Here is a 23,192-nt window from a genome sequence, read left to right as displayed (position 1 = left end):
CACGCCATCACCGTGCCGTCAGGCGCGCCGCCCGTAGCCCGCCAGCAAAAGGACACCGCCGACACCGCAGGCGATCTCGCGCAGCGACTGGCCCTCGGTATCGCGGGCGATGTCGCGACGGTCCTCGGCGAGCGCGAGCACTAGCTCGAGAGTCAGGCTGCGCTTGGTGTGCTCTCCGAGGGCGATGCCATCGAGGAGTCTGACCGCGCTGGACGCCGGTGAAATGCCCAGGAGCAGTCCAGGACCCAGATATCAGGGAATGGATCTACGACGCCGAGGTCGCCGAAATCCCCTACACCGCTTTCGCATCCAAAGACCGGATTACCTCGCGGCTGATCGTGCACCGCGTCAAAGACGGCGCCCGCCAGGACGAACTATTCCCGGTCTGGGTAGGCTCGGCCGAGCGGCGAGGTGCCAGTATTCCTGGTCCTTTTCCCGCTCGACCTGCCCCCGAACCGGACATGCCCGCTTTCCGGGCATCCGGCTCTCCGATGATTACGACGTGAGTGGTGTGGCGGGGTGCGCGTGGACCAGACCGTGGCAGTCGCCGCAGACCACCAGGGATTTGCGGCGGCGTTTGGTCATGACCTGTGCCCAAACGGGTTGTTGGTGACCGGTTTCGGGGAGATCAGCCAGCGCACGGACATGGTGGACTTCGATATTGTCCGTGCGTCGACAGAGCTCGCACCGCCCGTTGACGAGCCGTTTGACCAGCTCTTTGTTCGGATAGACCGGCCCGGTCGAGTCGCGATCGGTGAGGACCGCGCTCTTGCGCCGTTTGAGCGGTATTCCGCCGAAATGTGCGACCAGTGGTTTCCTGCCCGTGCGTTCGACGCTGACCTGGAAGCGCGTGCGCGGCCCGTGCGGTGTCGCGATTTTGGCCTTGAAACGGGCCGCCATCTTCGACACCGTCGAGCGATGCTTGCACGCGAGCGTTTTGAGCATGGAGGTCTCCATGACCCAACGCAGCCGGTGCAGCCGGTAAACGTCACCGGCGAGCAGGTAGTACTGGACTATGCCCCGATACCGGGCTCCGAAGTCGCCGACGATGGTGTAGTCGGTCTCGTTGACCAGAGGTGTTCGGCACGCGGGTTGGCCGCGTGAGACGAACGGGGCACTTTTGGCCTTGAGCACCGACGCGGGGACATGTAGCCGGACCGCCCCGTTGACCGAGCGGCGGTTCCGCCGGTCGGTCGCGGTGGGTTTGCGTGTCCTGTGACTGCTGGACGCGACGGAAATCTCGTAGCCGAGAAACCGCGCCCGCTGGGTGCGAGCGTGGGTGATCAGCGTCTTGTCCGGTGACAGCTCCAGTGCAAGGTCGTTGCGCAGGAAGTCGGTCAACCGTTGTTTGATCTGCTCGGCTTCGGCCTTGGGACCGGCGAACCCCAGCAGGGTGTCGTCGGCGTAACGGCAGTAACGCAACCGCCGGTAGCCCGGATCGTTCGGGTCCTGGCTGGGCAGCGTATGCAACTGCCGATACAACGACCGCACCTCGGCGCGGTCGTGTTGTCGGCGGGCACGCGTGATCGCGTACTGCACTTTGCGGTACTGCAGGTTGTGCGCCCGCAGTCGGCCCCGGGTGTAATCCGGGACCAGAACGTTCTCGACGAAATCATCCAGTTTGTGCAGGTAGATATTGGACATGATCGGGGATATTACGCCTCCAACGCAGTTGGCAATGTTCGCCCTCCTGGTCGGTGCCGGTGGCTGGGGTGTCGCTGTTGGTGCGTTCGCGGATGGGGATGCGGTGGCGGATGGTGATCTTCTCAGGTCCGATGAGGACGTCTTTGACCAGCAGCTTCAGCACGCGGCGGCGTTCGTCGACGGTGGCGGTTTCGGCGGTGTTGTTGAGTTGGGTGAGGAATCCTTGCAGGTCCGCGGCGAGGGCGAGGTAGGCGTTGCGGTCGGCGAGCTGGGCGTCCAGGGCGTCGATCTGGTTGCGCAGGTTGGTTTCTCGGGCGCGCAGGTCGGGCATGCGGGCGCGCAGCTCGTCGATGGTGATCAGTTGTTCGCCGAACGCCTCGATCATCGCGGCGATGCCCGAGCGGGCCTTGGTCAGCGCGGTGTCGAGCCTTTTGCGTTGCGTAGCAACGGGATCGGAGGTTTTCGCGGTCTTGAGTCGTTTGTCGATCTCGGTGCGGATCAGTTGCGGGTCGGCCAGCAGGGCGGTGATGTGGTCCCAGACGACGGTGTCGAGGTAGTCCGCGCGGACCGGTTTGTTCGTGCAGACCCGGCCGCCTTCGTAGCGGTAGTCGTCCGAGCCCAGGCACCGGTAGTAGTAGATCTTCTTGTTCGTGGTGCGGGTGGAGGTGCGGTAGTAGCCGTATCCGCAGCCCGCGCAGGCGGCCAGGCCCTGCAGCAGCGACGGGTCCTTGCTGTTGCGCGAGGCGAATCGTTTGTTGTCGGCCAGTCGCTGCGCGACTCGTTCGAAGGTTTCGTCGGTGACGATCGCTGGGACCGGGATCTCGGTCCACTCCTCGCGTGGCCGATCGACCGTCTTCGACGCTTTCGGGGTCTCGCGCCCGGCCAGCCGTGCGGCCCTGTTCAGACTGGGCGATTCGTGCACGACCATGGTCTTGCCGAACACTGCGCGACCGGCGTAGGCGGGGTTGCGCAGCATCCCCCACACCGTCGAGCGGTCCCACCGCTGTTTGCCGGTCCGGGTCGGTGTCGCTGGGTCGTCGGTGAGCCAGCGTGTCAGCTCGGCGAGCGAGGCGCCGTCGTCGGCGTAACGACGGAACAGCTCCGCGACCAGCGCCGCTTCGTGCTCGACGATCTCGTAGACCGCGCCACTGTGGTCGTTGCGGCGCAGGTAGCGGTAGCCGTAGGGAGCGCCGGAGAGCACGTTGACCGACCCGGTCTTGGCGCGGTGGGTCTTGCCGCGCCGGTAACGCTCCATGATCTGGGCTTTCTCGTATTCGGCGAACATGCCCTGGAACTGCACCAGCAACTGATCCTCCGGGGAGTCGCCGCGCGGGCCGTTGACGAACTCGACTCTCGTTCCCGCGCGGGTGAATTCCTCGATCAGCAATGCCTGGTAGGCGAACTTGCGGGCCAGCCGGTCCGGCGAGTAGCACAACACCACCTCGACCCCGACCCCGGCGACCAGGTCTCGCAGCCGTTCCAGCGCCGGCCGGACCAGGGTGGCGCCGGAGTGGCCGTCGTCGGCGAAGATCCACTCCTCAGGCACCGCGAGCCCGAGGTGCTCGGCGTGGGCGCGCAGGGCCGCGATCTGCGAGCCGATCGTCTCGTTCTTCTTCTGCCGGGCCGAGGACACCCGGGCGTAGATCACCGTGCTGCTCACGTGGTGGCAGTCCTTCCTGAGCCCGCGTGATGCGGGCTCGACGTTGCGGAACCAATATCTCGTAGGCCACCGACACATCCGTGGCCGCGTGCCGGTCGAACACGAACTCCGTCTCGACCCGCCTCTCGTTCACCGGGGCTGGGGCCGCGCCCGGCCCCGCACCAAGTGATCCGCCAACGCCTGCGACACCACCTCCGACAGCGTGCTACCGGAGTCCCGTGCGTGTTCACGCACCCGAACAGCCAGTGCCCCAGGGAGTTTGAGTTTGACGCTGAACACCACCGTGGGTTCCGCGACCGGTATCGGACCGTCGGCGACCGCGCGATCCACGTAGCGGCGGGCCTGCCGCAGCGAACACCCGAACCGATCCGCCAACCCGCGCGCAGCATCGGCCACCGGCACACCACCATCCACCAACTCCGCAGCCGCGTTGACACGGCAAGCGAATTCAGCAGCGTCGCAACGACTTCCAGCCACGACATAAACCTACTACCGGACACGTCACACCGTCCCCGGAACACGACGCGGCCGTTCCAGCCGCCGATAACTCAGCGTCACGTCGAAGCAGAAGTTGCCAACTGCGTTGGAGGCGTAGCGACACCGCCTTGCGGAACTCCGCTCAGCGTCGCGCCCCATGTCCAGTCCTCCAGATATCCGGCTGTGAGCATGTTGCGCACCAGCCGCAGGAACCGGTTGTCGTGGATCTTCTCCCCGAGAATCGAGACCATGATCTTCTGATCGAAGCTCCCGAAGCAGTCAGCGATGTCGCCCTCGATGAACCAGGTCGTTCCGGTCCATGCCGTAGCCACATCCCGCAACGCGGTATGGCAGCCCCGGCCCGGCCGAAACCCGTGGGAACAGTCGGAGAACGTCGGCTCGTAGTACGCCTCCAACAGCAGGCGCACCACCTCGCCGACCAGTTTGTCCGACCAACTCGGCAGTCCCAACGGGCGCGTTTTCCCGTTGCGTTTCGGGATATGAACCCGCCTGACGGGCTGGAATCGGTAGCGCTCGTGGCGCATCGCATCGATGATGCGGTCGATCTTGCCCAGGGACATGCCGTCCACGGTCTCCCGCGTGACCCCCGGCGTCATCGCACCCTTGTTGGCGTAGATGCGCCCGTAGGCCAGCAGATACAACTGCGGGTTGAACAATTGCCGATACAGTTCCTCGCACGGCAGACCACGCCTGCCACGCTCACGCAGGACACCCAGCACCGCTTCGGCGCTCTGCATTTCGCATACCTCCCGATCTGATGGTGTCCGAATCATCTGGCCCCCTTCGCCCATGCGAACGGCGTTACCGTCTCCCTGGCCGGTCGTGACTCCGGCGACTACTACGGGGCCTCCGTCGCCATAGGACTCGTTGTCCCGTAGGCGATCCCACGTTCGTCTCTGTCGTACGTTGTCAGCGTGACGTAGGCGCCCCACTCATCTCCTTGAATGCCCTCACTGGGAATCGCTCCCGGTCCCGAAGGGTGCCTCGGCATACCGCCAGACCTCGGCAGGACCAGCGCCGGTTACAGGCATCTTTCCGGCGGGTGGGGATTTTCACCTTCTGGAGATTGGGATTCAGGCAATCCAGCTTTCGCCATATCACGCGGGTCTCCCGGAGCACCGTCCCTGACACCTGGACCCGGCCCCCGGTTTGCTGGCATGCTCTTGTCCCCGTTAACCTTTCGGCTCCGGGTAAGCCATCAGACCCAAGAACCTCCCTTCGAGTTCCTCCCGGCTATGCCAGGAATACGACAAGAGCGCCTCGTGGCGCACCGATACCACCCGTTTTTCACCGACGCCGATATCACCCACCGCCGCCTCGCCATCACCGAGACCGCGTACGCCGGACCTCATCGACGGCCCGCTGGCACACGCCCGACGCGGGCTTCGGCGCGAACTCCGCCTGGGTGTTGCGCGCCGCGATCGCCCACAATCTGCTGCGCGCTGCCAGCGCGCTCGCCAGCCCCGTTCTGGGCAAATCTCGCAGCGCCACCCTGCGCCGCAAAAATCATCTCTGCCGCCCGCCCGCCTGGCCCGCCCGCAGCGAAAACCCGTACTGTACCTGCCCACACACTGGCCCCGGACCGCGGCCTGGCAACGCGTTGACCCGTCACGACCAACGACCACCTGACTGATCCCTCCACGCCCTACGACCAGGAACAACAGTGGAAAGGCTGGGCAGACCAGCGGCTACCCTACGCCCGAAACCCGATGGTCCGCGCGCCGAAGACGCGCAGCCACCACCAATCCCCATCCACGGATCGTGGCTAAGACGCAGACACGAATTGGACATTTAGAGTCATAGACAGACTATAAATGTCCAGTTACGATCCAATGACGCACGCCATTGAAACACCTTGAAGTCGCCCGTAGATCGTTCGCCGACGACAGTGCCAGCGGCTCGCAAGGGCGCAAGGGCGCAAGGGCGCAAGGGGAGGTACCGTGAGCAACCAGATGAACGAAACCGGGCAGCCACGTCCGATCGCCGACTCCCAACACGCCGCCGCGCCAACCGAAATTAGATTCGAATTGCACTGCGGCTACACCAGACTGACCTTCACGCCGCAGCTGACTCGTGTCAGCGTGGCACCAATGCACCGCAGCCGCCGCGATGCCCTCGCCATGGCTGCACTGATGATTCGCGCAGATCTGGCTAAACAGGGCGCGATAACACGCCGACTACAAGGGAGTCCGAAGATCGCCGAAGACGGCACGATCAGAGTCGTCCTGACCGACCGCCTGGGTCGGCGCCATCGCCCGATCACCGTCACGCCCGCGGACATCGTCGCCCACTTACGAAACTGGATGATCGCATGACGAGCGTGAGGCCAGATGTCGCAGACGGAGAACCCGTTTCCGACAACGACGCTATCGGCCTGCCGGTTCTGTACTCCCCCGAAGCCGTCGCGCAGGCTTTGGGCCTGCCGTCAGCCAACTGGCTCGAAGAAGCCGCGCGGCAGAAAAGAATCCCGCACACTCGGATCGGCCGACGCTTGCGCTTTACCCGCGACCAAGTCGATCTGGCCATCCAGCTCTACACGATCCCGCAGGACACCTCAGAGCAGCATACGCAGGTCCGGCAGCGCCGGACAACCGCCACACAGAAGGCACAATCCAGGCGTCTGCAAGCCCGCATTCCCGCCCGCATGCGCAAATCAGCGTTGTCTCAAGGCCACGCGGCCGCGGGCGGCGAGGCCAACCTTTAGCAGCGATCTCAAGATGTTTGTGGGGGCAACTCGCTCGCTCGTGCCCGAAGCAGATCGTTCAACATTAAGACCAGCTACCTGCGCCGCCACATCACTCCCACACGGCAGGGAATGGGACCCATCGACCCGAACAAGCTCGCCACCGTCAGCGGGCGCACCACACCGGTCATCCTGCGCATATTCCCCGAGCTCACCACCCGAAGGCAGCCGCCCTGACAGCCGGGAATCGCCGCCGAACACCGAAAACGCGAGCAGCACAACGACGAAGCAAAGAGACAGCGCTACGCGGCCATCCGCCGCGACGCGCTCGCTGGCATGTCGGCCCGAGCAATCGAACACAAGCACAAGGTCAGCTGGCGCACCGTCCACGCCGCGCTCGAATCACCAAAACCCGCTGCGCGCAAGAAATATCCCGCCCACGAACGACCTGGCCTGCACGGGCTCATCCCACACATCGATGTGCTGCTCACCGCCACACCCACCATCCCGTCCGCGAGATCTGGGAACGTCTACTCGATGACCACCACGCCGCGATCACCTACGAATCGGTCCGCAACTACGTCACCAGCCGCCGCGGCCCGACACCCCGCCCACTTCTGCCGGTCAACGGACAGTCCGTCACCCTGGAGGACATGCCCAGCCTCTCCAGCCCCATTGCGGACCTCGACATTCCCGGCGCAATCGCACCTGGCCAAGTCATTCTCCTCAACGGCGTCTCGAGCTCGGGCAAGTCGAGCATCGCGCGCCAGCTACTGATCGATCTCGACCGACCCTTCTTCCACATGGGCGTCGACATGATCGGCGCAATGCGTTCGCAAACCCGCACCCACGAACTCGACGCGGCCGCGCTCACCGAGACCCTGCGGCGAACCCGCGCCGGTTTTCACCGAGCGGTCGCCGCAATGGCGTTGGCGGGCAACGACATCATCATGGATCACGTCCTCAGCGAACCCTGGCGATTGCGCGACTGGCTGAGCGTCATGACCGGCATCGACGTCGTGTTCGTCGGAGTCCACTGCTCGATCGACGAACTACAACGCCGCGAACAGCAGCGCGGCGACCGCCCCGTCGGCACTGCGGCCAGTCAGATCGAACCAGTCCACGCGCACGGAATCTATGACCTCACCATCGACACCGGCGCAGCCACCATCCAGGCTTGCTCCGTCCAGATCAAAGCCTTCCTCGACCAAGGCCCATCGCATCGAGCATTCGATCGTCTCCGCGCCCCGTCGAAATCCTAATTTGCGTCAACAATCTGGCAGAAATCACACCTCGGGCTCTGCCACATACCTGACGCAGCCCTGCTCAAAACCCACGACCTGCGTCAGGTCAACTGGCAGAGGACACTTGCCTTCGAGGATCTTGATCTGCTCGTTGAGTGTGCGCAGGACCGCGACTGTCGTGCGAACCGTCACGGCGTAGGCGCCGGTGACGATGTCGGCTTGGCCCAGCTGCTCGGCGCGCAGCGACGACTGGATCGCGGCTGCCTTCGCAGGCACGTCGCGGTGTCGTGCCCGCTTGAGCGCCGCGGTGATCTGGCCGATCGTTGCACCGACGCCGCGTCGATCACCGCTCCCGACCAGTGAGCCTGCGGTAGCCGCTGTCTCACGTCGTTGTAAGTCGCTCGATGTGTGTAGTAACCGGTTGTGCCGCGATGTCCGGTCAGCGTGCGGGCATCGGCCTTGTCGTCCTTGGCTCCCTCGGGAATTGGCCACCTAATCCATCGTCTGCGATGCGCGTCGACCTGCTGCCTGACCGCGAAAACTAATGCGCCGCAATGGTTACAACTGAATGCTCGGACCAGATGCGAATATCCTGTCATCACCCCGATCACCAACCGAGGCATGGTCTTACATCCACCCGCAGTAGTATGGACTCGGCGGAATCCATTGGCTGACTTCGGGATCGCTCAGCTTACTGTTGACTGCCCCGGTTGTCGGTTAGAGGCCATCGCTAAGTACGCCGTTACATCTGCACTGGAGGGCGTTTGTGCGCGTGAATGTTAGGTAACGCTGATGCGCAATGTGAGAATCATCCGATCTGCTCACGATCGCCGGGTCGGCGACGAAAGATTCCACCTTCAGGCCATATTCGTATGAACAGCATCTGCATAATGTCAACTTGGTACAGGTCGGGGCCAAGGAGCTCCGGCGGCAGGCGCGACACCCTCACAAAGCCGACCTGTATGGAGCATCGTGGTGCGAGAAACCAACACAGATGGTTCCATCTCAGGCTGCGGCATCCCGCCGGTTATACCAGACGGCGAGGTTGGCGAGCTGGCCAATCTGAATACGGCGATTGACACACCGCGGGTCCAAGTACCGAACCCGGCGCATGTCGGCCTTCAGGGCTCGGCGGCGTGGCAGTACGGCCGAACGATATCGAGTCATTCTCGACCCGCGAGGTTTCGCATGAGTACCAACTTCATTCAACACACGGCGACCTTCGTAATCTTAGGGCGGGCACTGTCGTCTTTCACCAATCGATCGGCCGCGACCGCAGTATCCGCGCCGCGCCGTCGACTCGTTGCATCATGCGCAGACTCTTCGACTGCTCCAGTGATACCAAAAGCAGAACCACTTCCCAAGCCGCCGCATCGCGCGTCCTACTCTGGCATCACTGAGGTTCTGAGCGGAACGTCTGAACTCGATGCCCCGAACGCTAACCGGGTCGTCGCTCGCTCCCTCCGTGCGTGCAGCCAGTTCCGCATCTTCGCCAACGTACGTATGAAGGTTGCGAGTATGCATGGAGTCGAGAATATTTCGCATCGAGTACGGATTCGCTATGAAATCGAACTCTGATTCGACGAGCCGTAATGCGGATGGGCAGTCTCGAGCGAGTGTGGCGCTCCTGCCAGAGCCCGCGCAATTATTTCAGGCGATCGCAGGTCTCTACACCAGCACCTCGCCACTCGTACAGTGGGCGCGAGAATTAAGTGACCTACATGCCGGGCTAATTCCATTCGAATTCGATATTGCGCCACAGCATAGGGTAATCGCGTTCACGCAATATCGCACTGAGATCGAGCGAGTCGTTGGTGAAGTCAATTTGTGGGCAGTCGGTCATGTACCGCGAACAAAAAGTGCGCGCAAACACACGCACTCCTTGGGGGAAGTGATCAGCCATATCGCGAAAATTTATGCCGAAGTGTGGTGGACAGTGCTGCACTCGGCGGATGCGGAAACGCGGCATCAAGCCTGGGTTCATCTCAGTGAAGCGCGTGAGGGCTATGCAGAAATGGTGAACGAAATACGTGCTAAACAATTACAACTGCCGACGGGGTGGCAAGGAGTGAGAAGAGAAACTGCGTAACGTGGTGAGCGAAACTAGATAGCCGGATTCAACGCATGCCCGATTTTTGACGATCCCTGATCATGCTACCAGCTGTCAAACTTACCTATGAGATACGTCGACGGGGTGCCGATGAAAGCTTTTAGAGGTTCTTGTAGATAATAGGTCACGAGGAGCGACATGCCGCGAAACCCGAACGCGAGCTCTGTGAGGATTTTGAGCGATGGACGGAGTTGGTCGATCGCGCAGCGCGTGCGGACAACGAAGGCGAACAAAGAAAGACCCCCAGAATCCGCCGCAGGGACAGAACGGAAGTGGTCTTCCGCTGCCGCCGAAGGATGGGGAACGCTGGTTGACCGCTACTATAAATGGTGCGAGAGCCTCAAACAAGAGCGTGGGGACACGCATTGGTGAAATCTGATTCAATATTTATTATCGTCGCGGTCGGGTGCTACATGGCCGCTCCGGTGTCGATCCAAACGCTGCATCCGCTCGGCCTTTTGCAAGCGCAGGATTGTCGCCGAAAGCTGGCAGGTCGACGCCACTTAAATGCGGCTCAGGCAGGTCCGGCTATCCAGTTGGCGATTTGATTTCAATCTTCAGGCAAGGTTTTCCTCCGATCGCTAGGATTTTACCTGCCGCGCGCGGAATGCGGTCCGCGCGTTGCTGAATTGATCGCAGTAGGGTGGTGCCGGATCGTAGTGGCTTACACTTTTGGGCCATATTAGATTGCGGAAGCTGACCATATACTGATGTTAACAAGCTCGATGAAGGAGTCTTTTGTCTGACACTGCCGGGCGGGCCGATGATTACCGCGAGTGTCGCAGTAATCATCGGCCGCATGCAGTCGGATCCATTGTCAACTCAACCGGGTTGAGTTGACAACCCTAGAAATGGTAAAGCGTCCGCAGCGAATCTCGGAACCCGTCGGTGACGCCGGTGTGGGGTACGGCGCTTGTGGACTTGGCGGGAAACGGAAACGACCTATGGGCAACCAAAAGTACGCTGCTCACGACGCGCTGAAGAATATCGCCGTATAAGTGCTGATTCCGATGATCAGAAGGTTTGGTTGAACAGAATGTTTGATGTATGCTTCCGCTGCGGAAGAGCGCTGCACCTGAAAGTGGATCGCAGTCGAGGTCGGCACATGTACTGCGACAGACCCGGGGGGGCTGACACGCGGATTACCGCAGCAGATTGGAATGCGTTGGCCGGATGGCTAAATCCGAGCATGAATCGTCCGACTGGACAGATAGGGTCAGAATAAGCCTCACAGCGCGAGAGGGCTGCTTGAACGCGCTCGCTCGTCGGACGAGCTGGTGACGCGGTGTGGATTGACGGTGTGCTGGATGTAAAGCAGTGCAGGGGCGGTAGTCGGGTCGATCGCGAGAAGCGCGCTAGTTCGATGTGCGCAACCGCCCTTCGCTGAGACACCCCTGAAATGGGACTGTGGATTGCTCCTCTGTCAAGCAGTAGTTGGGAGTGGGCTGGGCTGGTGGTTCAGGTCGGCGATCATGGCGCGGTAGACGACGTCGGAGAGTCGGCGTTTGAGGATTCGTAGTGCTTCCATACCGCCGTCGCCTTTAGCTCTGCGTCTGGCCACCAGTTCTCGTGCGCCTGGGTGGCAGCGCGCCTGTGTGAGGGCGATGCGGTGTAGCGCGGCGTTGAGTTGCCGGTTTCCGGTGCGGGACAGGCGATGTCGCGAACGGTTGGACGACCAGACTGGTAGTGGTGCGCTGCCGTTGTGGCGGGCGTAGGCGTCCTTGGATCGGAAGCGGTCGACGCCGGCGGTTTCGCCGATGATCTTAGCCGCGGTCAGGGCCGCGCAGCCGACGACGGCCAGCAGCGATGGGGCGACCTGTTGGATCCGCTGGCCGATTTCGTCGGCCAGTTCGTCGATCTCGATGGTGAGCCGTCGGCAGTGCACGACCAGGGTCACCGCCAAGCGGGCGACGAGCCCATCGAATTGGGCCAGGTGTACTGCGACGCGGTCGTAGGCACTGGCGCGTTCGAGCTTGCCCGGCGGCATCCAGCCCGGGTCCAGTTCGTGCAGATGCCAGCGCAGCCGCGCGATCACACGGGTGCGTTCGGTGACGAGGTCTTCCCGGTGGTCGACAAGCAGCGGGGTCTCACGTTCGACTCCATCGAGCCGGGCCACCGGCAGATCGGGTTCGCGCAGGGCAGCTCGCGCGATGGCGAGGGCGTCGATCGGATCGGATTTGCCGTAGGTGCGTGCCGAATCCCGGGCATGAGCCATCAGTTTCGGTGGAACACGGACCACTCGCTCACCGGCCGCGATGAGGTCGCTTTCGCGGCGCCGGGTCATGTTCCGGCAGTCCTCCAGCGCCCACAGCCGTTCCGGATCAGGCTGTGCCCGTGCCCATTTCAGTAGAATCAGATGATCGGTGCTCGTTCCGATTGTTTTGGTGGATAGTTTCCGGCCCAGCTCGTCAGCGCTGACGGCGGTGTGGGAATGCTTGTGCGCGTCGATTCTGTCGTTGGTGTAGGCAAGGAATCGACGCACGGTCCGTTCACGAGCCGCGACGGTTTCCTCGCGCAGACCGCGAGCGGTCTGCTAAGCCCGAAACCCCCGCAGCATCGCCTGGAACATCGCGTCCTCCGGGCGCAACTGCACCACGCCGGACACCAGCTCCAGGTGCGCCGCACCCGCCAACTCAGACTGCCGCAACCCACCCTCCCGCCTCACGCAAACAGTGCTTCCGGTGTCAGACCCGCGACGACGTGTTCGTGGCGCATGTGCCGGTGCAGCAACAGCACCTCGATCAACGCCCTCGTGCCGGCCGCATCACCGTGCGCCTTACGCGATGCCGCCCACCCTAGCGTCATGGACGGGAGTGAATTTCCCTGCCGCCCTTGCTTGTTCAAGAACCTCGACCCGGGCAGTGCGCCGAGCTTGCGCAGCAGGCCCTCGAAGGGTGGGTCGGGCACTCGGTGACACCGTGGCAGAATTGGAGAAAGCTGATGAAACCGCCGCGCACACACCACTCCCGGCGACGACATGCTCTCGCACTGCCTGCTCGGTCCAGACGACAAACCAACATACACACCGACCGAGGGCGAGCTGAAAATGCAGGCACGCCAACTGATCGGCGACCCCACGCATCCACCGAGGAGGATTGACGGGCATGTACTGTTCATGAGCTCGACCGACGGGGCCGCAATGTCTACAAGCCGATAAGCGAGGAGTTAATATTTTTCGACATTCCCAAAGTCAAGGGCGAGCTCGCCAAGCGGGATGTGGCGTCGTATCGGATGAGCAAGTTGCTCGGCTTCGAGCCGACCACTTCACCCGCCACCTGAACCCGGACAGCAAACGCCGCAACCACATTCGCCAGCTCGAAGCCCTCGGCTACACCGTCACCCTCACCCCAGCCGCCTGACCCCCTCACAACCAATAACAACCGGTGTCGGCTCCGCCGACAGCTACCGCCTGCCCGCTTACCATCATTTTCGGATTAGATTCATCGTCTTTCTCAGCGGGCCATCCCTTCACGGTCATTGAACCCTACGCCTGAATGCAAGCGCAATCACCGCACTGTCGTAGGCCGGTCCATACCTATGAAACAACTTACTGGGTTGCAGAAATACCTTGAAGGGATCGTTCTCCCGCACGCCCGGGTGGTACTCGACGTGATTACCGCTCAGCCATCCATCCACATTCTCGACATATAAGCCATAGTCGAAATTTCCGAAGCCAACAGCCTTCCCGAGCCCGAGATCACCCGCCATGTCAACTTGACCGGTATCCGGGTCGGATGCGAATTTCTCCGGATTAGGGTCGGTCCACTCGCCGACAGGTCGGCCTTCTCGATCACGAAGAATATTTCCGTGGTGATCACGAAGGTATTCTTGACCGGAGTAAAAATGTTTGGCGAACACAATTACGTCCCACTCGGATGGGTACCCTCCCGGCAGGAACTGATCTACCCCTTTCAGCCGTGCGAGGCCCGGGTCGTCCTGCACCATGCGCATGAACTCCTCCCTGGTCGGCGGCTTGCGCGCGAGTACGGAATCGAACTTCTCCTTGTACCTCATCACCAGCTGAGTCGAGCGAAGCCCATGCTCCAATTTCATCTTCTCCCGCGCCTCACTCAGGGTCGCATACGACTCGGGTAGATTCGACAACATGCGTTTCATCTCCGCATCCACAGACTTCATAACCGTGACCCGGAAGTTCAGTTCTTGTTGTGCGTTTCGCACTCCCGGCGAATGCTCGGTCGCACCAGGTCCAATCCGCGCTTTCGCCAATTCTTTGTTTGCTTGCATAACTTTTTTCATCGCCTCGCTCAAATGCTGTGAGATCTGGTCTACCGGGCCCAGCGTCTTTTCCATTTCCACGATCCGCCGATGGGTGTCGGGATCACTGACAGCAAGGTTCAGCTGCGGATTGCCTTCGTTGTTTCCGAGCGCCAGACTAGGCACGCCGATGCAGCCATTTTCGAGGGTTCTCACCTCGGTAGGCGTCATGTTCCTGCCGAGATAGCACTCCCACAGGTCGATGAATTCGTCCTTCGAATATTCGATAAGCGTGCTGGTGCGTGGCAACCACTCGCGGTCCGACCACTCTCCCCCGACCCGGAGCGTCCCTTCCTCGTCTCCGGCCACCATGCGAGCGGTGTTCTTCTCCGTGTCACGCCGAGCGGCTTCCCCGTCATCCACGTAATGCCTTGGTTCTTCCTCCGAGTGCGGCCAGGCAGCCTCTTCCTCCGCGTGGTGCCACGTGCTCGCCTCCTCGTGACGACGAGCCCTGGGCTCTTCCTCGTCCGCGTGGTGGCGCGCAGCGGCCTCATTCTCTTCCGTATGATGTCTTGCCACATCCTCCGTACGCGGATCAGTTTCCATTCGCGGCGGATTCGTCTGCTCTGCCTGCGGAGCATCCTGAACGTCGCTATGCCAGCTGATCTTCGCTTCCCCGTGGTTTTCGTTCGGCTCTGGTTCGTCGCTGTGTGCGGGTGCGTCGGTGCTGGCCTGAGTGACCGGGATGTCCTTCCGCTCCACGGTCGTCGGTATGTCGTTCGGATCGACCTTCTGCGCGCCAACCGGAGACTGGTAATCGGTGGCCTGCAGCGCAAGGTCCGGCTCCGCCTTCACCAGACGCACCGCACGCACGCCCTTCCTGGCGAGCTGGTCGCTGGTTCGTTCGCCCTGGTGCTCGTCGGTTGTGTGCTTTGCCGGCGCACCGTTTTTCAGCTCATGACGGTCGGCGCTGGACTGGTGTTGTGCCTGGCCTGAATCCGCCGACGGGTGGTTCCCGTCGTCAACTGCCGGTACCACCGCGTTCGAACCCTGCTCCCGCACCGGGTCACCCCAGTTCATCGGCTGACTGTCCCGTACGACGGCCTCATGCAAGTAGCCCGGCGGGTCGGCCGATACATCGGTGCCGGTCGGGGACTGCTCAATAGTCCCGGGTGTCGGGTCGCCGACCGGCGGCCGGCCGACTGTCGCCGGTAGTCGGACGATCTGCGGTGCCTCGATGGTGGCTGGTGGGGTTTGTGGCGGTGTCGCATGGGTTTTCGGGATCGGGGCCGGGGCCTCGCCGGGGTGTTGCGTGGTGGTTGTGACTGGTTGGTTGGTGTTGGTGCGAGCGTTTTCGAGGGCATGCCATGCGCCGCCGAGCAGACCACCGGCAGCCCCGCTGACCGCATCGGCGAGCAGGGTCTTACCGGTCACGCCGCGCCACAGGTCGAAACCCTCACCGTTGGCGGCGGCGATGATGTTGTCGGTGATCTGACCGGTCGCCCCACCGACGAGACCGCCCGCGACACCGCCACCGACAATGCCGGCAACACCGACACCGAGACGAGCAAAAACACGAAGACCGTTCGAGCCGACGCCCGCGGCCCGAGGGCCGAGCCGGTTGGCGATCTGTTCGCCGACGACACCACCGGCGACACCGCCAGCCATACCGGCCAGGGCGGCCTCGCCGGCGTCGGTCCAGGAAATCCCGTCCCCATGGTGATCGGCCAGCATCCACACGTCGGCGGCCACCTGCGGGCCAGCACCCCAAGCCGCACCGATCCCGGCGGTCTTCACGATCGCCGGCAGCGCGGCACGAGCGGCGGTGGCCGCCACACCGTCGGCCGCGAGCACTGCGGCGCCTTCCTCGGCCGCCGTTTCGATTGCTGCTTCCGCCGCCACCCGCTGCACCGGGGCCTCGGCCGCACCACCGGCGAAGAAGCTCAACGCGTCCCACGCCAGCTGCGCGGCCAACAGCACCAGCGTCACGATGATGACTTTCTTCGTCCGTTCGACCGAGTCGGCGGCGGTTTCGCACTGCTGGGCGAGGCTGTCGAGCTGGTGTTCCATCGCCTGCAGGTTGGTGGTGTTGACATTCCCGGCACCGAGCAGGCCCTGCGCGGTATAGCCGGAGATGATCTCCTCGGTACCATCGGCGGCCGCGGCATGACGCTGCGCCAACACTTCACACCGACGCGCCGCTTCCCGCAGTACGGTCGCCCGCCGCCGCAACGCATCCTCGTCCAGATCGGGAAACCGACCCGCGGCCAACGCCACCAACGGCCCAGGAATCTCCGGAGGAATCCGCAACGTCATCGACCCACACACCCGTCCGGCCGCCGACACTTCCTGGCCACGCCATCGTCCTAGCGTCAAGTCCTGGGGGCGGCGTCGATCAATACCCGGTGCAGGATCTTCGCCTGTTCGCTGGCGTCGTTGCCGTGCAGCACCACGTCGGTGAAAGCCTCAGCCACAGCCGATCCCGGATCGAAGCGGCCATTGTCGCCCTCGCAGCCGGGCAGCTGGGCACGCCATCGCCGGTATCCGCCGACGACCCGGCCGAGCCGATACTCGTGCCGATCTGCACCCTGAATGCACAGGTACGCAGCGATCAGTGCCTTCTGCGCCAGTGTGCGTGCCCGGAAGGCCCCGGCCGCGTCGAACGCGCGTCCAAGTTCGCGCACGATCGTCGAATACACAGGCCGCACATCGGAACCGTGCACCAGATCAGCTGATCGTATTGCAGCCTGGACTCTTCCGGCGAGGACGTCGGGGTTGCACGCCGCGACCAGACTCAGCACGATCCAGGTCACCGGTGACTCGTCGGCGTGGGTATCTCGTATCATCCGTGACATCTCTCCGCCGCCCAGTTCTGCAATGGCCACCCCGTGTAGGCCGATCGCCGGATACCTGGTCAGCACATCGTTCACGGCGGCAGCGAACTCCTCGACAACACGGTCGTGGACGCCAGGTGCGTCGAACCCGACAACGTCCAGACCATGCCGAGCTTCCAGCTCCCTCGCACACCGCCCAGCGGCAGACCCGGCGGCGGGTATGCGGCGATCGGCCGTGAACTTGCGGCCGGGCGATCGAATCGGGATACGCGGGGGCATCGCCCGGCCAGCGCCACGCGGACCGAATACCCTTGGGCTCTCGGCTCGCGCAGCCGACGCCGGCGACCATGGCGTGGTTCGAGACCACGGGGTCGTTCCAGACCGTGGTGTGGTCACAGACCGCGACGCAGCCGACATCGGCGCACCCGCAGCCGACCGCGGTTCGCCGTTGACGGTTACTCGTGCCGCCGCCGCGGCCCGATCCCGGCCGGGCACGAAGCTCGGCATTCCGCCGAGCTGCCGGTCCGGCGCAAATACTTCCCCGGGGCCCGACTCGCCGACAGGCCGACTTGCGACCGACTGGCTCTGCGACCCAACAGCAGGGCTCGCAGGCCGGGCCGTGTCTGCTCGTTTCGGTGCCACGGCCTCGGCTGCACCGGTAGCGAAGCCTGAATTCACCGGCTGACCCGCGTCCGGCCGCGATACACGCGTAGCCACCGCCCGCTCCGGCACTGCCGCTACTGGATCAGACGCGAAGCCGGCGCCCGGCGTGGAACGCGAGTCCGCGATCGGGACCGAGCTAGCATCGGGCTCGGCACCGTGACCGGCCGGATCCGCGTTCATCACGACACGAGAATTCTCCAGATCTTGGTTCTCGAACGCGCCAGCTACGTGAGTGAAGTTGCCGCTCTCATTGCCCAGGCTCGCTATAGTGTCCCGGAACGCGGCCAATGCCTGCTGCTCGTCCGAGACGTAGGTTTCCGCGAACTGCCGACCGACACCGTCCGCGCCCTCGGGCCTTCTTTCGTCCGCCAGGGCGGACTGCAACTGCGCCAACGCCTCCGACGCCTCAGCTGCGATCGCCGCGACCTCCGATGCCATGGCCCGCAACCCTGTCGGATCCACGGTGACGCTGTGCTCCACACCAACCTCCACGAACTTGTGCGAGGCTCGGGACCGCAGCGGCGGATACCCGCCGATTCGGCTGCTTTTCAGGCCCCGCTATCCGTCTCCACCAGCGGTGGTCTCCTCTGTACCGACGGTATGGGCATGACTGTAAAGCGATTTCGGGCAGTCGGGCATGGCCTGAAAGTGGAGTTAGTGCTGCGTTCCTTAATGATCATGTATCTTGTTGCGGGTCATGTTGATTCGGGTGTCATGGGGTGGGTTCTGCCGAAGGTGCTGGTCGCGCGTCCTGCGCGGGATGTGTTGGAGGAGCGGAAGATTCGTAAGCTCGCTGGTGCTCGGCATGCTCCGGGTGATTGGATTCGCCGGGCGCGGATGATCACGGCGAGTTGGGACGGGAAGTCCACCGCGGTGATCGCGGATGAGTTGGGTTGTCATCCGCAGACGGTGCGAGAACGCCTGCACCGGTTCAACATTCACGGCATGGAGGGGCTGGGCGATCGGCCGGGGTCGGGGCGCAAACCTCGGCTGACCGAGACAGAGCGCAGTCGTATCGTGGCCTTGGTCGCCACCACGCCACCGGGGCGGTTGACACGGGGATCCGATGGTGTTCTACAAGCCGAGCAGGATGGGGCGCCGTCGAGTTGGACGCTGGATTCGCTGACCAAGACCCTTCGCACCGAGGGAATTTGTCGTTGCTCGTAGTCAGGTGCGCAGAATACTTGTGGCAGAAGGGATTCGATGGCGTCGGCCGCGGTCGTGGACGACGAGCAAGGATCCGTACTTCGTCCCAAAAGAACCCACATCGTCGGTCTCTACACGCAGCCGCCGGCCGGGGCCACGGTAGTCTGCGCCGACGAGCTGGGCCCGGTCTCGCCCCGCACCTTCGGACCCGCCCCCATGGTGGCGGATCTTCCGGCGAGAAGCCCTCGCCGGTCAGACCTTCGCCGACCACACCGAGATCGACCAGGCCACCCGCCAAGCCACGGCCGCCCTCAACACCCGCGCACGACCATGGATCTGGGGCCGACCAGCCCCGAAACCCAGAACCTTACGCCACCGCTTTATCTACCACCTTTGAGGAACGCAGCACTAAGTTAGTTAGTGGATCCTTTATCACGTTCGCATGTCCGCGACCAAAATTCGCAGACTAGAAAAGCGCCACATTGACCAGAACCGCAGTTACCGGGCTACCGCTCAATTTCGACATCAACTACTGAATCCATGGAAGTCGCGGACAAAGTCATCGAAGGCACGGCCATGGCGACGTTGGCGGATTCGGTGACGCTTCCTTGAGTTGCGATGTCCACGGCCGCTACGATGGATGAACTACGACCAGGGGCGGATGTGTATGTATGGTCGATGTAGGAATTCGTCATCGAGAGCGAACTCGCCACGCTAGAATTCATTCCCTTTGAAGCGAAGGTATTGAAAGTGGGCGGGAATGAATCACTAACCGCAGCGGCGGGAGCTGCCCAGGTACTCCACCCATCGTCCAATGTTGTCGTGCCAACATTTTCGTTATGCTGGGCATTATCACCCGAGTCGCAGGCCGTATCGCTGGGCTGGTTCGCAGGTGTATCGCTGGGCTGGTTCGCAGGGGTTGTAAGGCTGGTGCCGGCGGGACCGCCAGCGACATCGGCCGTCTGGCTTCCATCGGACTTGCTCGTTCGGCCTGGACTATTGTCTCCACTCCCGGAGCCGCTAGCGGCCACGCCGTCCCGATAGCCCTGCTTATAGTCAGGAGTATTCGTATTTATCTGATTTGCGAGTACACTCATATGACGATTCACATCATCGACCTGGCTCTGGACGGCGAATATAGTTTTTTCGATGGAGCCTATCAGCCTCATCTCCAGACGGGCCCCCGAATTCCCACTTTTAACCCCGAGGTGACCTTCGGCTCCTTTGAGTTGTACACGTAATGGTTCGACTATTTGGTTGTCAATATTCGCAAGCGCGTTCTGTATGTAGTCAGATGCCGCGGGCCAAGTCGCTTGCGTATTGGAATCCATATCGGTCAATTCGTCTTTGATACGATTCATAACGTCGAGATTCTGATTGTGAGCGTCAATCGCCAGACAGTTATCTGTATAATCGATAAGGTGATTCTTCTGCAAAATTCTGACGATATCCGGCCTCAGCTCCGGCGCGTTTCCACGCAGCGGGTCGGTTAACAAATCGATCGCACGCTCCCCCATGTCAATCGCCGCCTCCAAGGTCTTCGATTGATCCTTCGGGTGATAAAGATTGAATTCGGCTAGGTCAACCAATGCTGACGTTGACGATGGCAGTGCATTTTGCGACGGAACCTCCGCCACGGGCGTATTCGGCAGTGCATTTTGCGACGGAACCTCCGCCACAGGCGTATTCGGCAGATGGCTAGCCTCGATATTTCGCGGGGCTGACGTGGTTGCTTGAGCGGCTTCGGATTGCTGCTTCGATCGTAGTTTCCCGGACCTGGGCAGGGCAGTCGGCCCGCGCAGCGGGCTGACTGCCAGGTTCCACGAGCCCGGGAGGGATGGCTTCCTTGGTTGTAGGGACAATGTTCTTACTGGTCAGCCGGGTTGCAGGCGAGCCGCGGCGGTGGTGATCAGGTCGGTGAAGGGCGCGTGTCGGGCCAGGTGTAGCCGGGTCTTGCGGGCGTGGCGGGCGATCCGCCCCGCAGCGGAAAACACCCGTAGCCGAAGGGTTTTCGGCTCCCACCGGCGTCCGTCGTGATCGTGCAGGGCGATGGTTTGCAGCCACGCGGTCAGGTCCAACGCGAGCGCGACCAACGCGAGCCAGATGCGGTTGGCGTCGAACCCGTGGAACGGAAGATTCCGTAGACCGGTGTCTTTCGCGTTTCTGATCCGGTCTTCGCAGCGGGCCCGCCGCCGGTGGCGCAACTCTAAATCGGGGAGTTGACCTCGGGTGGTGTTGGTGACGAACGCGGTCAACCGCAATCCGTCATGGTCGGTGAACCGCAGTTGAGCACCGGGGTGCGGGCGTTCTTTCCTGACGATCAGGCGCATGCCGGGTGGCCAGCCGGTCAAGTCGGTGATGCCGGTGACTTCGACGACCCATGCGCCGGGCCGGACTCGGCCCTCGGCGTCGTATGCCGGTGTCCAGTCGCGGTCGGTGAGGTGGGTGTCCATGGCGGTGACGATGTCGTCGGTGAGGGTGAACCCGATCGAGTACTGCAGCCTGCGCCGGTGGCAGTAGTCGAGGAACTCATGGGTGCCGCCCCCGGAATCGGTGCGCACCAATACTTTCCGTCCGACCCGCCATAACGGCTGCCACGGCAGCTGGGCGAGGGCATCGGACAGGACCCGTTTGTGGTCGGCGGCAGTATTACTACCGGCGTTGCCCGGGCGCAGCATCGGCGCGGCGGGTTCGCCGGTCCCGGCCGGGCCGTGGTCGATGAACGACCACAGTGAGTGAAATCCGAAGCCACGCTTGAATGTTGGTGCCGCGTGTTGCTTTTCCGAGTGCGCGTCGGTGAGGGTGGCGTCGAGATCGATGATCAGCGGATCGTTGATGCTGATCCGGTGATCGGGGGCGTTGGATCCAGCCAGGATCCATGCCTGGGCGCGGGCGTCGGCGCGGGCAGAAGCGATGGCGGCCAACACTTTCGGTGCGTCAGCGGCCAGAGCGGTGATCGTGCGCGACACGGTCGGGTCCGAGGCCACCGAACCGAACACACCCGGTTCGGCCCGCAACAACGCCAGGTCCGCGGCGCAGTCACCACCGATCGCGAGGGTGACCGCCAGATCGAGCACGATCTTGCCGGGGTCGTGGATGGCCATCGGTTTGCGCCACGGCCTCAACTTTTCCGATAAACCGCTGGTCAACCCAGTCTTCTCGGCAGTGCGCAGTAGTAGCGCCGCGCCTGTGTGTGACGCCACGCCCGAGCCGTCACCGTCGATGTCGAGCCGCGGATACGCAGAGATAGACTTGCCCACCAGAAGGGTGCTCCACTACTTCGATCAATTCTTCCTTCGCAAGTCGAATTGTCGCAGGTCGGGGCACCTTTCGCCATTTCTATCGCAGGTCAGAGACTATTTCCATGACTGGGCGAGGCTAGCGGTGCGCGCATTTAGAGCCATTTGTCGCCCATTTCAGTCAGTTCTTCAGCGCCTATGGATGGACGCAACGCTACCGCGATTCCAAGCTGATAGGCATGGCCCGAAGGTGGAGTCAGCCATCACGAGTAGCAAACCAGCACGGTGGGAGTTCGACCTTCCGAGCAGCCGGCTCAAGTTTGATCCGCCTCCCAGACAGGTTGGGAGTGATGCTCGAAGCTGGTGTATGAGCGCCGTGATCACTGTGGATTACAGCCTCCCTGCGGTCGGCACCGCCGGCAGACCCTGTCCAGGACATTGCAAACCAGTTCGACGACTACCGATGCCCAGGCTCGCCGTTTACTGATGTCGGCACGTAAGAACACTGGTCTGGCCGGTGCCGCAGCGGAGTACCTGCCGACATGGACGGAAAAACTCCGCCTATTTTACCGCACTGTGCGACCAGCCAGCTGTACTTGACTGAGTTGGACCTCATTGGATACCAGCAATGAGCTCCCCGATTGTGTCGTCGAACTGTCGCAGCGACAACATCGGCGCTGTGACAGGTTTGCCGCGGACGAGGTGGTGGCTGGGGCAGCTCGGTGAGCAGTTCGTGCTGATGCTGCCGAAAAACCGCTTCACCTTGTACGGCCCCGTGGCCGCGCGATGGTCGAGTGCATAAATCCGGAACCACAGATCGGCTGCGACCTGAGTGAGGTGTTCGCTGGCGAAGTCGCTGCCGCGGTCGCCATAGCGGATTTCGGGGATCCCGCACATCAGCCAAGCTGGATCGGGTTTGGTCCAGATCGCCTGCCGCAACGCCAGCGACGTGCGCCGACGGCGCGCACAGGCTGACGGTGTAGCAGGCACCGCGCGGGAGCAGTCATCGACTACCACGGTCGCCGGAAGCGTCTGTCCTTGCCATGCCTCGACGGCCACGATGTCGAGCTGGGTGTGATCGGCCTGCCACATCGCGCGTTCGGGGACTCGGCGCGGCGGCAATATACCAGCTCATATGTGTCGCGGAAGGCTTCGGCACCGTCGTGGGCGGGTTGACCATGGCCGGGTCGAGAGTGGTGACGATTGCGCGAACGGTGGTGTAAGACATCAGAGCCCATACCTGTTGTGCGGCGGCG

17 protein-coding genes and 3 pseudogenes are annotated in these 23,192 nt (G+C 62.8%); 7 read left to right on the top strand and 13 right to left on the bottom strand.

What is annotated here, in order from left to right:
- Positions 1 to 18: 18 nt before the first annotated feature.
- Entirely contained in the window at positions 19 to 141 is a 123-nt protein-coding gene (locus ACQP1G_RS20300; protein WP_433206566.1) for a hypothetical protein, read from the bottom strand.
- Between the two features lie 68 nt (positions 142 to 209).
- Between ACQP1G_RS20300 and ACQP1G_RS20295 the strand changes: the two are divergent.
- Positions 210 to 389, top strand: a pseudogene (locus ACQP1G_RS20295) (IS1380 family transposase); the annotation flags it as partial.
- 106 nt (positions 390 to 495) lie between these two features.
- On the opposite strand, the gene ACQP1G_RS20290 reads toward ACQP1G_RS20295, so the two are convergent.
- The 4 genes from ACQP1G_RS20290 to ACQP1G_RS20275 all read right to left on the bottom strand — a co-directional run bounded on the left by ACQP1G_RS20290 (position 496) and on the right by ACQP1G_RS20275 (position 4,539).
- Positions 496 to 1,644: a group II intron reverse transcriptase/maturase gene (locus ACQP1G_RS20290; protein WP_433206563.1), complete on the bottom strand. Its 1,149-nt coding sequence runs from the start codon at positions 1,642 to 1,644 to the stop codon at positions 496 to 498.
- A complete protein-coding gene (locus ACQP1G_RS20285) occupies positions 1,613 to 3,304 on the bottom strand; it encodes a recombinase family protein (protein WP_433206560.1) in 1,692 nt (563 codons plus the stop codon). The genes ACQP1G_RS20290 and ACQP1G_RS20285 overlap by 32 nt, the downstream gene beginning before the upstream one ends.
- Before the next feature lie 129 nt (positions 3,305 to 3,433).
- A complete protein-coding gene (locus tag ACQP1G_RS20280) occupies positions 3,434 to 3,781 on the bottom strand; it encodes a hypothetical protein (RefSeq protein ID WP_433192214.1) in 348 nt (115 codons plus the stop codon).
- 77 nt (positions 3,782 to 3,858) lie between these two features.
- A complete protein-coding gene (locus ACQP1G_RS20275) occupies positions 3,859 to 4,539 on the bottom strand; it encodes a reverse transcriptase domain-containing protein (protein ID WP_433206557.1) in 681 nt (226 codons plus the stop codon).
- A 534-nt stretch (positions 4,540 to 5,073) separates the two neighbouring features.
- Here ACQP1G_RS20275 and ACQP1G_RS20270 point away from each other — a divergent pair.
- The 4 genes and pseudogenes from ACQP1G_RS20270 to ACQP1G_RS20255 form a co-directional block, all read left to right on the top strand.
- Positions 5,074 to 5,431 (top strand): annotated as a pseudogene (locus ACQP1G_RS20270) (IS1380 family transposase); the annotation flags it as partial.
- A gap of 311 nt (positions 5,432 to 5,742) precedes the next feature.
- Positions 5,743 to 6,117 (top strand): hypothetical protein, encoded by a 375-nt coding sequence (locus ACQP1G_RS20265; protein WP_433206554.1) that lies wholly within the window; start codon positions 5,743 to 5,745, stop codon positions 6,115 to 6,117.
- Positions 6,114 to 6,506: a helix-turn-helix domain-containing protein gene (locus tag ACQP1G_RS20260; RefSeq protein ID WP_433206551.1), complete on the top strand. Its 393-nt coding sequence runs from the start codon at positions 6,114 to 6,116 to the stop codon at positions 6,504 to 6,506. The genes ACQP1G_RS20265 and ACQP1G_RS20260 overlap by 4 nt, the downstream gene beginning before the upstream one ends.
- Positions 6,507 to 7,138: 632 nt before the next feature.
- Positions 7,139 to 7,747: a chloramphenicol phosphotransferase CPT family protein gene (locus ACQP1G_RS20255; protein ID WP_433206548.1), complete on the top strand. Its 609-nt coding sequence runs from the start codon at positions 7,139 to 7,141 to the stop codon at positions 7,745 to 7,747.
- A gap of 24 nt (positions 7,748 to 7,771) precedes the next feature.
- On the opposite strand, the gene ACQP1G_RS20250 is transcribed toward ACQP1G_RS20255, so the two are convergent.
- The gene (locus ACQP1G_RS20250) at positions 7,772 to 8,005 is read right to left on the bottom strand and encodes a hypothetical protein (protein ID WP_433206545.1); all 234 of its coding nucleotides are present in this window, start codon (positions 8,003 to 8,005) and stop codon (positions 7,772 to 7,774) included.
- A 1,285-nt stretch (positions 8,006 to 9,290) separates the two neighbouring features.
- Between ACQP1G_RS20250 and ACQP1G_RS20245 the strand changes: the two genes are divergently transcribed.
- Positions 9,291 to 9,818 carry a hypothetical protein gene (locus ACQP1G_RS20245; RefSeq protein ID WP_433206542.1) on the top strand — a complete coding sequence of 176 codons (528 nt, stop codon included), beginning with the start codon at positions 9,291 to 9,293 and terminating at the stop codon, positions 9,816 to 9,818.
- Positions 9,819 to 11,262: 1,444 nt separating this feature from the next.
- Here ACQP1G_RS20245 and ACQP1G_RS20240 read toward each other — a convergent pair.
- The 4 genes and pseudogenes from ACQP1G_RS20240 to ACQP1G_RS20225 form a co-directional block, all read right to left on the bottom strand.
- Positions 11,263 to 12,288 (bottom strand): IS110 family transposase, encoded by a 1,026-nt coding sequence (locus ACQP1G_RS20240; RefSeq protein WP_433208681.1) that lies wholly within the window; start codon positions 12,286 to 12,288, stop codon positions 11,263 to 11,265.
- Between the two features lie 236 nt (positions 12,289 to 12,524).
- Positions 12,525 to 12,740: pseudogene (locus tag ACQP1G_RS20235) on the bottom strand (IS21 family transposase); the annotation flags it as partial.
- A gap of 573 nt (positions 12,741 to 13,313) precedes the next feature.
- A complete protein-coding gene (locus ACQP1G_RS20230; RefSeq protein ID WP_433206539.1) occupies positions 13,314 to 16,370 on the bottom strand; it encodes a hypothetical protein in 3,057 nt (1,018 codons plus the stop codon).
- Positions 16,371 to 16,426: 56 nt separating this feature from the next.
- Positions 16,427 to 16,984 (bottom strand): hypothetical protein, encoded by a 558-nt coding sequence (locus tag ACQP1G_RS20225; RefSeq protein WP_433206536.1) that lies wholly within the window; start codon positions 16,982 to 16,984, stop codon positions 16,427 to 16,429.
- Positions 16,985 to 18,157: 1,173 nt separating this feature from the next.
- Between ACQP1G_RS20225 and ACQP1G_RS20220 the strand changes: the two genes are divergently transcribed.
- Positions 18,158 to 18,718 (top strand): helix-turn-helix domain-containing protein, encoded by a 561-nt coding sequence (locus ACQP1G_RS20220; RefSeq protein WP_433206533.1) that lies wholly within the window; start codon positions 18,158 to 18,160, stop codon positions 18,716 to 18,718.
- A 485-nt stretch (positions 18,719 to 19,203) separates the two neighbouring features.
- Here the strand turns inward: ACQP1G_RS20220 and ACQP1G_RS20215 are convergent, their stop codons facing one another.
- From ACQP1G_RS20215 to ACQP1G_RS20205, 3 genes are all read right to left on the bottom strand, one after another.
- On the bottom strand, positions 19,204 to 20,334 hold the full coding sequence (locus tag ACQP1G_RS20215; RefSeq protein ID WP_433206530.1) for a hypothetical protein: 1,131 nt from the start codon (positions 20,332 to 20,334) through the stop codon (positions 19,204 to 19,206).
- Between the two features lie 237 nt (positions 20,335 to 20,571).
- Complete coding sequence (locus ACQP1G_RS20210; protein ID WP_433192986.1) at positions 20,572 to 21,957, bottom strand: IS1380 family transposase; 1,386 nt, start codon at positions 21,955 to 21,957, stop codon at positions 20,572 to 20,574.
- Positions 21,958 to 22,548: 591 nt separating this feature from the next.
- The gene (locus tag ACQP1G_RS20205) at positions 22,549 to 23,058 is read right to left on the bottom strand and encodes a hypothetical protein (protein ID WP_433206527.1); all 510 of its coding nucleotides are present in this window, start codon (positions 23,056 to 23,058) and stop codon (positions 22,549 to 22,551) included.
- Between the last annotated feature and the right edge of the window lie 134 nt (positions 23,059 to 23,192).

This window comes from Nocardia sp. CA-107356 (assembly GCF_050946365.1).
GTDB lineage: Bacteria > Actinomycetota > Actinomycetes > Mycobacteriales > Mycobacteriaceae > Nocardia.
Note: the sequence above shows the minus strand (reverse complement) of the source record. Positions and strands in the feature narration are given on the sequence as shown.

What these genes read in the sequence shown, in the direction of transcription:
- ACQP1G_RS20290 (WP_433206563.1), bottom strand. Translation starts at nt 1,644, where the DNA reads ATGTCCAATATCTACCTGCACAAACTGGATGATTTCGTCGAGAACGTT.
- ACQP1G_RS20220 (WP_433206533.1), top strand. Translation starts at nt 18,158, where the DNA reads ATGACTGTAAAGCGATTTCGGGCAGTCGGGCATGGCCTGAAAGTGGAG.
- ACQP1G_RS20260 (WP_433206551.1), top strand. Translation starts at nt 6,114, where the DNA reads ATGACGAGCGTGAGGCCAGATGTCGCAGACGGAGAACCCGTTTCCGAC.
- ACQP1G_RS20275 (WP_433206557.1), bottom strand. Translation starts at nt 4,539, where the DNA reads ATGCAGAGCGCCGAAGCGGTGCTGGGTGTCCTGCGTGAGCGTGGCAGG.
- ACQP1G_RS20245 (WP_433206542.1), top strand. Translation starts at nt 9,291, where the DNA reads ATGAAATCGAACTCTGATTCGACGAGCCGTAATGCGGATGGGCAGTCT.
- ACQP1G_RS20230 (WP_433206539.1), bottom strand. Translation starts at nt 16,370, where the DNA reads ATGACGTTGCGGATTCCTCCGGAGATTCCTGGGCCGTTGGTGGCGTTG.
- ACQP1G_RS20255 (WP_433206548.1), top strand. Translation starts at nt 7,139, where the DNA reads ATGCCCAGCCTCTCCAGCCCCATTGCGGACCTCGACATTCCCGGCGCA.